This window comes from Phaeobacter sp. JH20_02 (genome assembly GCF_048056915.1).
In the GTDB taxonomy this organism is placed as follows: domain Bacteria; phylum Pseudomonadota; class Alphaproteobacteria; order Rhodobacterales; family Rhodobacteraceae; genus Phaeobacter; species Phaeobacter bryozoorum.
In genome coordinates, this window is record NZ_JAYMVP010000027.1 from 1 (window position 1) to 15,829 (window position 15,829).

At 60.6% G+C, this 15,829-nt stretch carries 11 protein-coding genes and 1 pseudogene; 5 read left to right on the forward strand and 7 right to left on the reverse strand.

The annotated features are described in order from the left end of the window. Nucleotides 1-677 precede the first annotated feature (677 nt). The 5 genes and pseudogenes from VWY34_RS13720 to VWY34_RS13740 form a co-directional block, all read left to right on the forward strand. A pseudogene (locus VWY34_RS13720) lies at nucleotides 678-1,146 on the forward strand (transposase); the annotation flags it as partial. Between the two features lie 539 nt (nucleotides 1,147-1,685). After that, complete coding sequence (locus tag VWY34_RS13725) at nucleotides 1,686-5,024, forward strand: M10 family metallopeptidase C-terminal domain-containing protein (RefSeq protein WP_416545676.1); 3,339 nt, start codon at nucleotides 1,686-1,688, stop codon at nucleotides 5,022-5,024. Between the two features lie 70 nt (nucleotides 5,025-5,094). Next, on the forward strand, nucleotides 5,095-5,547 hold the full coding sequence (locus tag VWY34_RS13730; protein ID WP_340547275.1) for a hypothetical protein: 453 nt from the start codon (nucleotides 5,095-5,097) through the stop codon (nucleotides 5,545-5,547). Between the two features lie 133 nt (nucleotides 5,548-5,680). Then, on the forward strand, nucleotides 5,681-6,433 hold the full coding sequence (locus VWY34_RS13735; RefSeq protein ID WP_416535151.1) for a hypothetical protein: 753 nt from the start codon (nucleotides 5,681-5,683) through the stop codon (nucleotides 6,431-6,433). Nucleotides 6,434-6,635: 202 nt separating this feature from the next. After that, a complete protein-coding gene (locus VWY34_RS13740) occupies nucleotides 6,636-7,565 on the forward strand; it encodes an MYG1 family protein (protein ID WP_416558550.1) in 930 nt (309 codons plus the stop codon). A gap of 369 nt (nucleotides 7,566-7,934) precedes the next feature. On the opposite strand, the gene VWY34_RS13745 is transcribed toward VWY34_RS13740, so the two are convergent. From VWY34_RS13745 to VWY34_RS13775, 7 genes are all read right to left on the reverse strand, one after another. Continuing rightward, a complete protein-coding gene (locus VWY34_RS13745) occupies nucleotides 7,935-8,792 on the reverse strand; it encodes a TonB family protein (protein ID WP_416545678.1) in 858 nt (285 codons plus the stop codon). Beyond that, nucleotides 8,789-9,166, reverse strand: coding sequence for an ExbD/TolR family protein (locus VWY34_RS13750; RefSeq protein WP_416545680.1), 378 nt, complete (start codon nucleotides 9,164-9,166; stop codon nucleotides 8,789-8,791). Before VWY34_RS13750 ends, VWY34_RS13745 begins: the two co-directional genes overlap by 4 nt. A gap of 9 nt (nucleotides 9,167-9,175) precedes the next feature. Next, complete coding sequence (locus VWY34_RS13755; RefSeq protein WP_340547270.1) at nucleotides 9,176-9,553, reverse strand: ExbD/TolR family protein; 378 nt, start codon at nucleotides 9,551-9,553, stop codon at nucleotides 9,176-9,178. A 4-nt stretch (nucleotides 9,554-9,557) separates the two neighbouring features. After that, the gene (locus VWY34_RS13760) at nucleotides 9,558-10,475 is read right to left on the reverse strand and encodes a MotA/TolQ/ExbB proton channel family protein (protein ID WP_416545682.1); all 918 of its coding nucleotides are present in this window, start codon (nucleotides 10,473-10,475) and stop codon (nucleotides 9,558-9,560) included. A gap of 827 nt (nucleotides 10,476-11,302) precedes the next feature. Then, complete coding sequence (locus VWY34_RS13765; protein ID WP_416545684.1) at nucleotides 11,303-12,277, reverse strand: ATP-binding protein; 975 nt, start codon at nucleotides 12,275-12,277, stop codon at nucleotides 11,303-11,305. Nucleotides 12,278-12,344: 67 nt separating this feature from the next. Beyond that, nucleotides 12,345-14,624, reverse strand: coding sequence for a hypothetical protein (locus VWY34_RS13770; protein ID WP_416545686.1), 2,280 nt, complete (start codon nucleotides 14,622-14,624; stop codon nucleotides 12,345-12,347). After that, nucleotides 14,621-15,373, reverse strand: a complete 753-nt coding sequence (locus VWY34_RS13775; RefSeq protein WP_416545688.1) for a Tn7 transposase TnsA N-terminal domain-containing protein — start codon at nucleotides 15,371-15,373, stop codon at nucleotides 14,621-14,623. The genes VWY34_RS13770 and VWY34_RS13775 overlap by 4 nt, the downstream gene beginning before the upstream one ends. Between the last annotated feature and the right edge of the window lie 456 nt (nucleotides 15,374-15,829).

A 15,829-nucleotide genomic window follows, 5' to 3' on the forward strand; every position in this document is an offset into this window, starting at 1 on the left:
TATCATCTCTGGTAATATTAATATTGATGGTGGTGGAGTCAATTATTGCGGGATATGTGTCGGTAAATAATCATGCGGCGAGGATTTTAATTGCTATATGTGCCATACCTATATATCCGTATTTGCTGGGTTCCACTTTTATAATAGCTGAGCAAATGTGGGTGTTTTGGGGAGTATATCAAATTTTTGGCGTCGAGGGTCGGCCTGTTAGGCGGTTAGTTAGGGGAAAATTCCTCAGGTGAAGTTGAGGTCGTTTTTCTAATATAATTAGTTCTTGAGGAAATTCTGAATATTGGCATGCAGAAATTGATGTATTTAAAATTTAGATTGGCGAGAGATGCCCTGTGAAAAGTGAAAAATTCAAACCTTTTCTGAGTCTTTATTTGATTTGTGTTGTTTTGAAATTTTGGTTACCGGATAGGGACATGCTTGTTGGATTGAGGTTGGGTGTGAATAGCATGCTTCTGGGTGGTCCAGTGTATTTACTTTATCTCACTCTGCACGAGGGTGAAAAGTAGAAAAAACAGGGTCACTTTGCCTTCATTTAATAGGCATTGATTTGAGGTTGTCACGGCTTTGTTGCACAAATCATCTGAGGGATTCACTGTTTGAATCCAGAGTGGTAGCTGACGGGCATGAGCAGTTGGTCCCTCAGATGATTTGTGCAACAAAACCCCTCCAGCGACAAAGGCGACAGTCCGGCCCTGCCCGAACTGCTGAGCCAGTGCCGCCAGAGGAACAGATCTGCACCGTGACCGCCTTCTCGTGCATGTAGACATGCACTGCCGGGCAAGGGATGGCGCCTACGACACGCGCCGCTGCCATACGGCCATCCTGGATCGAGGCGCCGCCGCCGTCATCCCTATCCGCAAGAACGAGCGCCTTTGGAAGGAAGACTGTCCGGCCGCAACGGCCCGCAACGGGATCCTGCGCGCCACCCGGCACCTCGGGCGGGCCATCTGGAAGCGATGGACCGGCTATCATGCCCGAAGTCGGATCGAGGCAAAGATGCGATGTCTGAAATCCTTCGGCGAACGCATCGCCTCACGAGACTTCGACCGACAGGTGGCTGGACACCAAATCCGGATCGCGGTTCTAAACAGCTACACCGCCCTTGGCATACCCGTCACAGTGCCCGTAGGGTAAGTCCGTCCGGGGAAAGGGGAAGCGCCCCCTTCACACGATTTGTGCAACAGAGCTTATCCGGCGGCCCAAATCAGCCCCCCCGATGGCAGAGGAGGCCTGCGGCCCGGTTACCGGCGTGCTGGCCCGGTTGTGGCCCGGTCGTGGCGCGGCAGGGCTGGGGCGGGGTCATGCTGTGGGCGTCAGTTGTGCTACCTATGATTGATTCGATCAACGGAACGGCGGTCACCTGTCAATTCGCCGTTCTGCGCGGTTCTGCGGCCCTTGCAACTGTCCGCACAACTTCGCTCATGCCCCGACGTCAATGGGCCAGCTTTTGCCGAAACCAAGGAATGTCGAAAAACTCACCAAAAATAGTGAGTTGAACGATCATTCAATTCGGAAACGATCAGGGCACGAAACCAATATATCTATAATCTCCGAGGTCAGCCGATGGCGGCCCGGGCGCTCCGACATGCCTGCGGAGGGCTGCGGGTGAATTTTGCCCATCATATCTGACTACTCGGGGTTGAACGATTGGGTTGAATGACAGGGAGGCCAACATGCCAACATCAACCGAGACCAGCACAGACTGGTGGACCAATGATCAAACGCCGGAGAACCCCTTTGGCAAAAGCGAGGATTACGAGGGGTTTCTCGATTATCTGGGTGCGCTGGGACGCAGCCTGACGCCGGAAATCGCCGCTGAACCGCTGGTGATCAACCTGACCGGGCTGAATGATCACCCCAGCTACAAAGAGGCGGCCATCGGCGCGCTGGAGATGTGGTCCGCAGTCACGCCGTTGCAATTCGAGATCGTCGATGACGCCCCCTTTGATGCCGATGTGCACTGGATGGAGGTTGTCAGCCCGGAAATCGGCGAACAAAGCGACGGCAGCGCCTTTTCCAGCGACCGCTATGTCAGCGTCGGCCAGCGCTTCCACGATACCGAGCCGAATATCACCGACCTTGGCGGCTATGTCTTTGATACCTTTGTGCATGAGTTCGGCCATGAATTCGGCCTGAACCACCCCGGTCTGTATAACTACAGCGGCCCCGGCGGCGTGCAGATCAACTATCTGAACAATGCGACCTGGACCTATGACCGTCAGCAATACAGCGTCATGTCCTATTTCGATGGTATCGACGTGGGCGAGGATACGCGCTGGTCAGCGGTGACCCCGCTAATGGGTGATATCGAGGCGATCATTCGCCGCTATTTCTCCACCGTCGATGATGAGGGCGTGCGGACCTATCAGACCATCAACCTCAATACCGATGACAATACCTATGGCTTCAACAGCAGCGAATACGGCTACCTGCTGACCGAGGACGGGCCGCAGCACGATATCGGTTTTGTGATCCATGACACCGGCGGCGATGACACCATCGACTTCTCCGGCTCCACCGCCAGTACCATTCTGGACCTGCGTGCCGGTGAGTTTTCCAGCGTCAACGGGCACAACAACAATGTGTCGATCTTTGCCGGGCACAACGCGGATCAGACTGAATACTACATCGAGACAGGGATCGGCAGCAGCTACGACGATATCCTGATCGGCAATGACGGCGACAATGTTCTGGACGGGCGCGCGGGCAATGACCGCATGGCCGGCAATGGCGGAGATGACGTCTATTTCGTTGATTCCATTGATGATATCGTTCGCGAGGAAGAAAACGGCGGCAATGACACCGTGATCGTGGTGGCCGATGGGCTGGATCTGGGCGACATCGCCAATGTGGAGACCATCATCTACGCGGGCGGCACGCCGGGAACACCGGGCAGCGACGCGCCGGATGCGCCGAACGAAGGGCCAACCGACGCGCTGGACAGTCTGATCATCGGGGATGACAGCAATGAGACGCTGGATGGCGGTGCCGGTGGCAACACCATCTTTGGCCTTGGTGGCGATGATCTGATCATTGGCGGGCGCGATACGCTGGCCAGCCGCGACATCAACAACACCATTGATATTGCTGACCTTGAGGATCAGACCGAAACCGACGATGGCAATGACGCGCTTTATGGTGGCGATGGCAATGATACCATCAACGGCGGAGCGGGCGACGACCTGCTGGACGGCGGCGATGGCAACGACCTGCTGCGCGGTCAGGCGGGGGCCGATGTGTTCCGCGGCGGGGCAGGGATCGACACCGTTGATTTCAGCCAGGAAAGCCCGTTCCAGCTGCTGGTCAACCTGGAAACCAATGTGGCCAGCGGGGGCACCGCTTCGGGCGATACCTTCTACAGCATTGAAAACCTGATCGGCTCGGATGATCGGATCGACCGGTTTATCGGCACCTCCGACAACAACCATTTCTGGGGTCAGGGCGGCGGCGACGTCTTCAATGGCGGCGGCGGTGACGACACGCTGGATGGCGGCAACGACGGTGACATGCTCTATGGTGAGGACGGCGATGACGTTCTGATCGGCGGCAGCGGTCAGGACTATCTCGACGGCGGCGCAGGCGTGGATACCGTGGTCTATACCACCAGCTCGGTCGGGGTGACTGTCGATCTGGAAAACGGCACAGCCCGTGGCGGCGACGCTGACGGACCGGTGCAGATCGTCGGACGCGGCACCACGATCCGTCATGACATCATCGTGGATGTGGAAAACGCGGTTGGCTCACTCCATGACGATCACCTGATCGGCTCGGATGGCGAAAACACCCTGAGCGGCGGTGCCGGCGACGATGTTCTGACCGGCGGTGGCGGGGCGGACCTGCTTGATGGCGGCGCGGGCAGCGATACGGCCGACTACGCCAATGCGACCCGTGGCGTGAAGCTGAACATGGCCAATGGCAAGACCGCGGGTGACACCTATGTTTCCATCGAGAACATCTCCGGCTCCGGTTTCAATGACCGGATCAAGGGCGACGGCTCCGACAATGTGCTGACCGGGCAGGGGGGCAATGACACCCTGAAAGGCGGCAACGGGGATGACACCCTGCTGGGGGATTTTGCCGATGCCGCGGATGCGATCCCGCAGCCCGGTCTTGGCACCGGCTACGCCACGCTGGGTCCGGATGCGACCAATAACTCGATCGAAACCGCCTTTGATATCTCGGATAACTTCTCGCTGACCGAGGACCCGGATATCTTTGACTCGACCAGCGTGCTGCACACAACAGTGAATGCCACCGGCAACGGGGCGGGTGGTTACTACCGCATTGATCTGGCGGCGGGCACCGTGCTGACCATCGACATCGACGGGATTGCCGATCCCAATGTTCACGACAGCTGGGTTCGGCTGCTGGACAGCGAGGGCAATATCGTCACCCAGAACGATGATGGCGGCGGCGATCCCGGCTCCACCAGCAACCGCGACTCCAGCACTGTCTTTGTGGTTGAGCAAACCGGCACCTACTACATCCTTGAGGGCAGCTGGTCGCCGGATACCGCCGATGGCTGGTCCGAGAGCGTGCCTGAAGGCTCCACCTATGAGTTGAATGTCTCGGTCGAATTCCCACCGGCACCGGCGCAGCCGGGCGAGGCGGGCGAGGATGTGCTCAGGGGCGGACGTGGCAACGACATGCTGGATGGCGGTCTGATGGCGGATACGCTCTTTGGTGGTCAGGGAGACGATTACTTCCGCTTCTCGACCGAGCTGGGTGCGGACAATATCGACGAGATCCGCGACTTCGATGTGGCCAGTGACACCATCCTGCTGGACAGCGCGATCTTCACCGAAGTGGGCGCAGAGGGTGTGCTGGACTTTGGCGCCTTCCACAGCAGCGCTTCGGGTACCGCGCTCGATGCGGCGGACCGGATTGTCTACAACACCTCCAGCGGTGCGCTGACCTATGACGCGGACGGTCGGGGTGGTGACGATGCGATCCAGTTCGCCCAGTTGCAGTCCGGGCTACAGCTGACAGCAGATGATTTTGTGATCATCTGATCTGATACGAACAGGCACAGGGGGCCGATTGCGCCCCCTGTGCTGGCTATGTTTCGGGAGAGGAAACACCATGCCCCGCTATCTTGCCCCGCAGTCTATCAGACAGTCCCAACCTCGGTCCCACATCCAGCCGCTGCACCGGCGTCAGCTGATCCTCGGGCTGGCTGCAACTGCGCTGGTGGTCACCGCTGACCGCGGCCGGGCACAGCCGGGAGCGGTGCAGGGGATTGTCACCTTTGCCGGCGAGGGCAAGATCCCGAAGGGGCGGATCACCGTCTTCCTGTCGGATCCGTCGCAGGCAGATGCGCCCGATGACACTGCGGCGCGGGTCGATCTCATCAGCGATGGCGCCAGCCGGCAGATCGCATTCAGCCTGCCGCAGACAGAGCTGCCGCAGAACCATACCGCCCGGCGGCTTGTCGCGCGGCTGGAACGGGAAGATGGCTGGCTGATCGCCCGTGGCAGCGCCAAGCTCGCCGCAGGCCAGCGGCCCGAGGTCACGCTCAACACGGTGATGTACTGACCGCATGCCGAACCTGCGATAAGTCCAAGCCTGCGAAGGATGTTTTCCTACCGCTGTCTGCGGTCTCATGGTATCAGACCGATGTGCTGCCCGGCAGCAGCGCAGAGCCACAGAAGACGCAAGGAGCGCGAGGATGTTCAACGCAGATCGTGTCACAGAGGTTGCCCAGTCCAGCGTGGTCGAAACGCTGGATCTGTCCATGTTCAGCGAGGCCGATATTCTGAACACCGTGCTTCAGCGGTCCGAGGTGCTCTTTGATCTGGACCGTCCCGGCCGACCGATCCGGCGCTGGTCCAAGGGCAAGCCGGAGGAGTTGCAGGACGAAGTGGCGCGCCGCGGCGATCTGCTGCTGAAACGCGCGATTTCCGTGCTCTATCTTGAGTATCTGGCGCTGAAGCCCACGCTGGAGACACTTGCGCCGAAACATGTCGCGGATATCGGATGTGGCTATGGCTTCATTGATCTGTTTCTGGCGCGGGAGTTTGCCTGCGCGATCACCCTGATCGACCTGGAAGACAATGAGGCGACCCATTTCGGCTTCGACGCCGAAGGGGCCGCCTATAGCAGTCTCAGCACCGCGCGGGCGTTTCTGACCGCCAATGGCGTGGCGGATGTGACGACGGTGAATCCGGGCCGCGAGGATCCGAACCGGATCGGAGATGTCGATCTGGCGCTGTCGCTGCTCAGCTGCGGTTTTCACTATCCGGTCAGCACCTATGAGACCTTCTGGAAGAACAGCGTCAAACCCGATGGGGCGATCATCCTCGACCTGCGCGATGCCGAGGCCGCCCCCCAGCGCGCGCTGCTGGGCCAGATCGGCGCGCTGCATGATCTGTGGAGCGGCGAGAAATGGACCCGTATTCAGGTCCGCAAACCCGCCGCCTAGCCGACCTGCCACTGGGTGTCTCAAGCCAATGATCTGCGGGTGTTTTTCGCCCCTGTAATTTGCCAGCACGATGCGCTATCCGGGGGGAGAGCCTGGCGCGGCGCCGAGGGCGTGATGATGCGCGCATGGCGACGCCGCCTTTGATACCGATGGGTGGCCTTGCGGGTGCCCGACGCCTGTTAGCCCTTGCGGAGCGCCTTTGATGACCATCACCCATCTTGTGACCCATTCCGGCGGGTTTCATGCCGATGAACTGCTGTCCTCGGTCATTCTGACGCGGCTGTTTCCCGATGCCACGCTGCTGCGCTCGCGGGAGGAGGCCTGGATCACGCCGCAGGCGGGGCGGATCATCTATGACGTGGGCCGGGCCTATGATGCCGAGGCGCAGGTTTTCGATCATCACCAGCGCCCCAATCCGCTGCGCGACGATGGCCAGCCCTATAGCTCCTTCGGGCTGATCTGGCGGCATTATGGCCGCGATTACCTGCGCAGTCTGGCGGTGCCGGAGGCGGATATCGAGGCGATCCACCACAGTTTTGACCAGGGGTTCGTGCTGCCGGTGGATCTGCTGGACAATGGCGCGATAGAACCTTCGGTAGCGGGGCCGCTGGCGGGAATGACGCTGCCGGTGCTGCTGGAGACGCTGAAGCCGGCGTTTGACGACAGCCGCGAGGGCGCGGATGATCAGGCGTTTCTGGCAGCACTGCCGGTGGCGCGCGCCTTTGTCGAGGCGGCGGTCCGGGGGAGGGCGGCGAAACGGCGCGCCGAGGTCATAGTGCTGAGCGCGATCGAGGCCGCAGGTGCGGCGCGGGTGCTGGAGCTGCCGATGGGAATGCCCTTTCGCGCGGCGGTCGAGGCGGCCGGGGCTGACCATCTCTTGTTCGTGGTCCATCCGCGCAGCAGCGACTGGACGCTGACCACCATCCGCAAGAGCGGCGACAGCTTTGAAAGCCGCGCCGATCTGCCTGCGGCCTGGGCCGGGCTGACCGATGCCGCGCTTGAGGCGGCCTGCGGGGTCAAGGGGGCCAAATTCTGCCACAACGCCCGGTTCATCGCGGTGGCCGACACCCGCGCGGCGATCCTTGAGATGGCGGAGCTTGCGGTCGCTGAGGCACAGCGGCCTGCGGCGTAAACCTTGGGTGCGAGGTGGCGCGGCATGGTCCGTGTCTGGGGCAGCCCGGTTGTCAGCTCGTGCTGTGGAAAAGGTCAGCGTCCCTGTCTAATTGTTTCGCGCGCGAAACATTCGGACAGGCAGGCTGATACTTTTTCTGGGCGTTGCAGAGCGTGCGGGCGCGGATATCTGGTAAGACCGCAACGGATATTTCTGTGAGGTTAACAGACTGGGCGACCAGACTGGGCAACCAGATTAGGCGAACAGATTAGGCGAACAGGCGCCGACACTGGCGCCGGCCTGCGGGCGCATCGGTGGCGCGGTGATCCTGCGACGGGGCGCGGACAGGGTTTCACGCCTGCACAAGGGCGCGCTTGGCCGGTCGCGCCGTTACTTCGAAAAATCCATCGGCAGGCTGAAGGTCATCTGGCTAAGCGTCAGCTGCCGGGGGGCGGCGGGGAAATTTGCGGCGCGGGCGACGGCCTGAAGCGCGGCCTGATCCAGCGCGGCATTGCCGGAGGATCTGGCGATCCGGTGGCTGATCAGCTGACCGCTGCGGGCAACGGTGAGACGCACCACCACCCGCCCGTTGCCGCGCGCGCCTGACGGGTAGCGTTTGCGCCGTTCGATACGGGCGCGGATCTTGGCCCCCCAGATCGCCTGAAGCTTGGCCTGTCGACCGGCCTCTGCGGTGGCAGCTGCGGAGCTGCCCGCCTGACCCGCCTCGGCGCCGCCGCCCGATCCGGCAGCGCGCTGGGCATCGCGCCCCGATGATCTCTGTTCGGCTTTGCGGGCGTTTTGCGGTTGTGGCTCCGGCTTGGCGCGTGGTTTTGCGCGGGGGCGCAGACCGGGATCGGGCTGTGGTCGCGGCACGGTCTGCGGTGGCGCTGGCGGCGGCGGCGGTGGTGCGCTGTCGACGTCGAGCCTGTCAGCGGGGGGCGGAGGGCTGATCGCGAGCTGCCGTGCGGCGCTGGGCGCCTGCGCCAGGTCGAACTGCGGTATCACGGGGGCCGAAGGGGCGGTCTGTGGCGGGGTCAGATCGGTGTCGATCCGGGGCTGGGTCTGCGGCGGGCGCTCCCAGGTTTCGACCATCTCGACCACGGTGGCGCTGGCGGCCTGAACCGAGACGAGAGCATCGCCGCCGGCGCCGCTGGACTGGGCGCCGGATCTGGGGGCGCTGGCAAACAGGGCAACGTGAATCACCGTGGCGATCCCGGCAAAGACAGTGAGTTCGGCGGCGCGTTTCATTGTGGGCGCACCACCAGTTCGGCGCGGCTGAGCCCGGCGGCGGCCAGCTGACGCAGGATCCGCGCCAGTTCGGTTGCGGGCAACCGGGCATCGGCGCGCAGCTGAATGGTTTTGCCGCTGGCGTCGGCAAGTCGGCTGAGCGCGGCGGTGCCTTCGTGGCCGTCGAAGCTCAGCCGCCCGGTAGCGTCGATAAAGAGCACGGCATCGGATGTTGGCTCACCCTCCAGCGCGGCGGCGGGCGGGGTCACCTCGAACGGGTCAGGCTGGGCGAGCCGCGAGGTCATGAGGAAGAAGATCAGCAGCAGAAATACGACGTTGATCATCGGCACGATGGATTCCGTGCGCATCCGGCGGGGGGGATCGGTCAGGTCCACGGGGTCTCCTCAGTCCACCAGCACAAAATTGCTGAACCCGGCCTGCCGCAGCAGGGTGGTCACATCGGTGATCCGCTGCACATCGGCCTGATCGCGCCCGCGCAGCACCAGCATGTCACCGGGGCTGTCCATCAGCAGGGCGAGCGCCGCTGGCAGGTTGCTCTCGGCCACCGGCTGGCCGTTGAGATCGAGATTTCCGGCACCGATGCCGATCAGCCGGGGCGGGCCGTTGTAGCTGCCGCCCTGACCCGCAAGCGGCAGGTCGAGCACCGCATCGGTGCCAAAGCGGGAGGCCAGCATGAAAAACACCAAGAGCAGGAACACCACGTCGATCATCGGCGTCAGGCTGGGTTTGCGTCGGGGGCGCTGAGCTTGGGTGAGGTGCATCGGCTTACTCGGCGGCCAGTTTCAGTGATGGCGGCTGGTGGGCGACAAAGATGCGGGTGGCGCTGTCCTCAAGGTCTCGGCGAATGCGGCTGATCACGGATTCGAACCAGGTGAGGGCGGCGGAGGCGGGAATGGCCACACCCATGCCGGCCGCAGTGGTCAGGAGCGCCTCCCAGATGCCGCCGGCCAGCAAGGCGGGATCGGCCTTGGACCCGGCGGCCTGCAAGGCCTGAAAGGCCGCGATCATGCCGAGAACCGTACCCAGAAGGCCAAGCAGCGGGGCGATGGTGGCGATCAGCTCCAGCGCGCCAAGGCCAGAGCCGGCGGAGGCCAGATGCAGCTTGGCGACGCGGGCGGTTTCTTCGCGGGCGCGGTCTTCGGGCAGGGTGTGGACGGAGGCCAGCGCGGTTGCGACCACTTTGGAGCGGATGCCGCGACGGCCCCGGACGATATCGCGGGCGATGTCCGGTTCGCCGCGTTCAAAGGCGGCGACAGCGCGGCCGACCTTGCCCCGGGACCAGGCGCCGATCAGCGCGAGCCGCCAGATCTTCCACAGGATCAGCGTCAGCGTGATCACCGAAAGAGCGGCAATCACCCAGATCGAGGGACCGCCATCACGCAGGAGCGCCATGGCCTGCGCGGTGGCATCGCTGGCGGTCTGCGCAAGGCGCTGCTGTTGCGCCGGGGCGGCGGCATCCGCGGTCTGCGGCGCATCAGGTTGCGGTGCCGGTGCTGCTGCTGGGGCTTGCGCGGCGGAGCCTGTGGTCGCGGGGATCTGCGGCATCACCGATGCCGCGGCATCGGCTGCGACCTGCGGCACCGGCGGGGCGGGAGGGGTTGGCGACACCGGCGCCTCCTGCGCGGCGACGAAGGCGGGGATCAGCAACAGCGCGGCAAGGGCCGCTGGTCTGCGGGTGGTCATGATGGGCTCCAATTGGCGGCGATATAGCTTTGTCCGGGGGCGGCGCGCACAGTGGCAAGGAACGATGCCGGGGGGCTGGCCATGGTTTGCAGGGGGAACAACGGGTTAGCGGTCATGATTGGCCTCTCCCATTCAGGGATCACACGTGGGCTGGGCGGCAATCCGGTCAGGCTCCAGCGCGCCATGCCGCTATGACCGGACGGCGGAGAGATCGCTGCCATATCCTTTGCGCAGCGCATAAGGGCGGAGACCTGGCGCAAGGCTCGCCGGATCAGGATCCGCTGCGGGCGGCGGCGGGCGCTGTCATTTGAGGGTGGGGGATTGCCCTGTGTCACATGTCTCTCCAGCCATCGGCACAGGGTGCCGCCGTGTTGATCGGTGTCGTGATCGAGAATGGCTGGAGCCCTGCACCGCTGAGGTGCAGAGTCTTGCTGGATGGCGCATCATCCGCTGCGCCCGGGGTCAGTTATTTAACCCTAGTTCTTTTGTCAAGTTAAGCGCAAAGGCTGCCGCAACGGCGTCTGTCGCCAGAGCGCCCCGGCAACCTTCTGGCAAACTTTTGGCCAGCTCCCGGTCTGCGCGCCGGAAACGCCGCCGCTATCGGGCAGATCCTGATGGTGCCAATGACTCATAAGTTTGCACACCCAATCGATTCGCATCGGCGTGACGCTGCAAAAATATGTTATTAGTCAATTGGTTATAGCTTTTTCTTCTGCTCGTTGAGGCATAAGTATGCACAGCAAACACATAAGCATGCACACCCTTAGCCAAGAAAAAGGGCCCGCGAATGCGAGCCCTCGATGCAGCCTTTGATTTTGCCGCGTCTGCTATGTCTTGTTGATTATCTCTAGGAGCTTCGCCCTCTCGAAGATGTCCCGGTAGTCCGGTGCGGTGAAGGGTGATAGGCCTTTGGGGAGACGGGAACCCCTATCGTACGCTTTCGTGAACATCTTGAGTGTGACAACATCCTTTCCGCGCATCCGACACAACGCGAATGCCCTAATCATGAGCTCAATGACCAGTCCCCAGCGTGAGCAACATGCAAAGTCCAGCCGCTCCAGGAAGTCGACATCCACAACCGCCTCGACATCGACCTCAGCAAGTTCGGCATAAGCATATACAAGTTTGTTCAGCTCGATCATGTCAGGGTCCTTGGCCGGGTCGGCGCTCTTGCCAAGGCTGATCTCATCGAAATGAACCGGTGTCAGCAAGTGGGATAGCTGCTCTTCGGAATGCACATATGTCCCAAGGGCTGGGACACCCGACAAGACCAGTATCAGAGGCCATTCGGGTTCTTTCATCAGGGACTTGAAGCTATCCAAGAAAATGCGGTTCGACTTGGAACCAGGCGTGAAGACGTGTTGGCACTCGTCGTAGTAAAAGCCTATCACGCCGAGTTCGCGACTGTGATGGCGCACGAGACGCCAGATTTCGCTTTGCGTCCGCCTGGGAGAGGCGCTGTACCCGAGCTTTTCGAGCGTCTTTTGCCCAAGGTCCTTCCAGCTGACCGAACCATCGAGTTTGCAATAGAGTATTTCTCCTGGCCTTCCGTTGGGCATGAGGGTTTGACTGTCGTTGAATTCTTTGATGAGCTTGATCGTTTCCGAAGTCTTCCCCACCCTGGACTCGCCCGTAACGACGAGGCCACGGGCTTCAAAATGGCCTCCGTTGCTGGCCTTGATGAAATAATCGGTCACACACTCAGTGAACGCTTCGCGGAGAACGCTGGCCCGCGGGAAGCTGTAGTGCGCATCCTGCAGGTCGCGCGCCGCGCTCACGCGCTTGTCGTCAATAAAGCCCATGGAAATTTCCTCTGGTTGTAGAGCAGCTATTGCCTCGGATTCCTTGTGTTTTTACGGTGGCGGGAAGTTATGAGAACTCACCGCCATGATCTGGGCGCCCTAGGCGGCGGGGCTTCTTCGTACGTTGAGAAGACCGCTCGACCGGAGTCTGTTGGGACGTGATGTCGGCCGGCGGCAATGACGCGGGCGGCGTCGGTTCCTGATCGATCACCTGGGCATTGCCAATGGGCAGAACACCTGGACCTGAGTCGCAATTCGCCAAGCTGCCAGGAGCAACGGTGTTCGATGGCACTGGGGTTGACACAATGCGTGAGGCCGAGAAGAGAACGCGCGCCTTGGCTTTTGCCTCCTCGATCGTGACGTAGCTGCGCGGCAATCGCCGCTCCACACCAATTTTCTTCAGTAGCTCAAACCTTTCGATCCGAACTTTCGCGATCCGATCTTCGTAGAGGGCAGTCGTTTCAGGATCTTCACGCCGATAGCTTTCCATCAGTTCCAAGAACTCTGAGACTGTGAGGTCGGCGAAAACCGTGGTCTGGAGGGCAAGGCGAAACAGGGTCGATCGCCCGGGAATTACCGCGGTGGCAAAGTTGAGGTTGTCGGGGTCGATAAAAACCGACACCTTGCCTGGCCAATTATCGACTTCTTGCTGGAAGGTATCGGAGGAGTAGAAAAGACCTGAGAGAACCCGTACACCCTCGTCGTTGGGTTTCAGATCAAATTTCCAGCCGAGGTGGACGCGGCGCCGATCCTCATCAGCAATTTTAAAAATCCCGCGAGTTGCGTTGATCTCCTTATAGACTTCGGCGGGCCGCCTGCCGCCCATGCCTACCCCCATGTGCCGAAGAGAAGGATACTCGTCGATGAAGAACTTGGTGAGGATTTCGTACAGGAGATCGACGTCCAGCACACCGGCAGCGTTCGCATCGTACCCGGGCAGTTCGCCTGGCTTGCGACCTGTGTATCCATGCAAGAGTTTGAACAGCATCGACTCCGTGGTGCCGAACATGCGCTCGACGTAGGGTTTGTCCGCTGCCGCATGAGTGCGAACATCAGTTATTGCTGCGCCGACGCCCAGAAGAGCTGTCTTTACTACCGAATTCCTCAGACCAGAGCCGTTGTCATTGCGTACCATGCCCAACGACAGGGCTGGCATGGGATCGCCCTCGCACCCGTAGATGCGCTTTTCCCGGGTCTTGTCGCGCGTCGCCATCCGTAAAAGCTGAAGCGTCGCCTCGGCCTTAGGCTGGTCGCTGATGACCCACGCAAGCGGCATCCGGGTCGCAACATCCAACAAGACGAGGATGCAGAAGCGGCGGCGAATTTCCTTGTCCGCCCACTCCATCGCTGATTGCAAGTTTTCAGAAAGGCAGTGCCAGTATCCCTTGGTTTTTGCCGAGGTTACAAGAGAAGGCTTGCATTCGTCCATTTCGCAGAACTCTGCGATCATCAGGGCGCGGAGGTCGGTACTGCCACGTCCGCGCTTGTTGCGGACGAAGCGCTCCCCTTTCGTGGCGACGAGATACTCGGTCGGGGTCAGGAGTTCTTTGCGATGCCTGACCAGTGCCATCTGCGAGGGAACGGAAAGGGCATTCAACTGGTTCAGCGCCCGGGTCTCGTTTTCCCGAGTCACGAGCGCTTCCAGGTGGGCGAGAACATTCGCAGGCGCCCTCCCTTTAAGATCGAGACCCATCTCTTCCCAAGCCTGCGTCATCAGCTCCTTCAGGCGCCAAGGCAGCCGGGATGTTTCATTACCCTTGAGATGGTCTAGAGTTGCTAGTGCAGCAATCGGATCGTCGTCGTCCGGCAATGCCTCAAAGATGTCGTGGTACTTTTTGAGTGTACGCCCCTTATAGAGGAACCAGGCCTTCTGGCAGCCGCCCTTGATCTTGCGTGTACCGAGGTGAACGCGTTCTCCAAAAATTGCCTCAACGATCGGACGAATAAACTTCCGGTTTTCAACCTTGTCGAGTTCTCGGATTGAGAGCCTGAATGTCTTGCGGCCTTCAATCGCAATGCGTTGGGTCTGGAGCTGCCGGACCGCGATACAAATGGCGTAGTGGAACCGGCCGTATTTTTGCTGGTCTTCCGACAGCTGAGCCGCGACCGAGAGCCCTTTCAGCCGCAACGAGGCACTTCCTTGGGGAGTGATGCCGGGGTTCTCAAAAGTCATTGCCCCGGATCTGGCGAGTTCTGCCAACTCCGCAAACCCCATGATGTTGACACCGCCAGTGATCGGCTCGGCAAGCTCGTAGCCCGTGTCACTGACCTTCGACACCACCAATTCACGCCCGTGCAGAGAGATTTCCGTTCCCGTGGGGAAGTTATATCTCGGTGCGACAGTCACTGGGCCACTCCAATACGGGACCACTCAGCGATTACATTGTCGAGATTAGCGACAAGCTTTCTGCGGGCAATCAGGCGGTAGCAGGAGCGGAAGACACAGGATTGCGGAAGATTGATTTGGGGAAACAGATCACGCATAAGCCATAGCCTTGTGTGGTTGCGAGCTGTCCACAGGACTATGTCATCGGTCTCATCATCCGGCTGCTGGATTGCTTCATGCAGCCGGAACAGATTCTCCCGCCGCTGGCGCGAATAGTCACCCGCGTTCACAACGATCATGTCATCTGCTGCATCTCGAGGTGTTGCCGCCCTGATCGCCTCGATGTCGCGCCATGTTTGCGGCTTCGACAGGCTATCGCTGTTCCGCACAAAGATAAGCCGCCGGCGTCCATCGACAAAAGTTGCAAGGAGGTCGTGGGTATACCGCCTTTTCTTGCCAAACGCGTTTGTGTACGGGACGGTGAGGGGCTGAAAGCGCAGATCATGGAGATCTGGGGCTATGAGCAATTCATGCGCAGATGCAACCTCTGCGGCGCTCTCCCCGATTCCCACTTTGGGCTTGTAGCCATTCGCGGCGGTTCGGTAGGTAACCCAGACCCGATGGGCGACGGAGCTTCGGAAGCTCGGCGTGCGCTTGCCGTCGAAGGGCAAAACGCCATGGATGTTGCCCAGAGTGATCTTGGACTGCCGGGGCAGTTTTGCCGGTGAGTGGTTCCAGCTGTCGTGGTCGATGACCTGATCGGAAGGCATAATTTCTCCATTCGCCGAAAACCGAGGAATCGACGTTCTGTACTTGGCCCCTTTTCGGGAAGAGCCGGATTGTTTGCGATTGAGATGAATGACCTGGATGGGTGAGCATTCACGGGGACTGCGTTGGATGTCCTTTGCTGAACACTTTGGACACTGCAGCTTGGTGACAACGGCCCAAATTAGGAAGGGCACGCCCAGCTTCCACTATGCGCCCTGCAGGCTCGTGTTCTGCTTTCTACTTATGCGCATCGGTTGGTGAGGTACTCCTTTCAGGTCAGACGCAGCTACGACACATGTTAACAGGGTCGGCGAAATCCCACATGAGCGCCGAAATGTCAATAAAAATGTTTATTTTCAGGGGCTTAACTTGGAAATCAAGCGCCTGTCATTTTTTCGCAAATTATTTCAAGGGTAGGTTCCTCTCGCGCAAGCCTGCTGTCTTGTGGTTGCAAACGT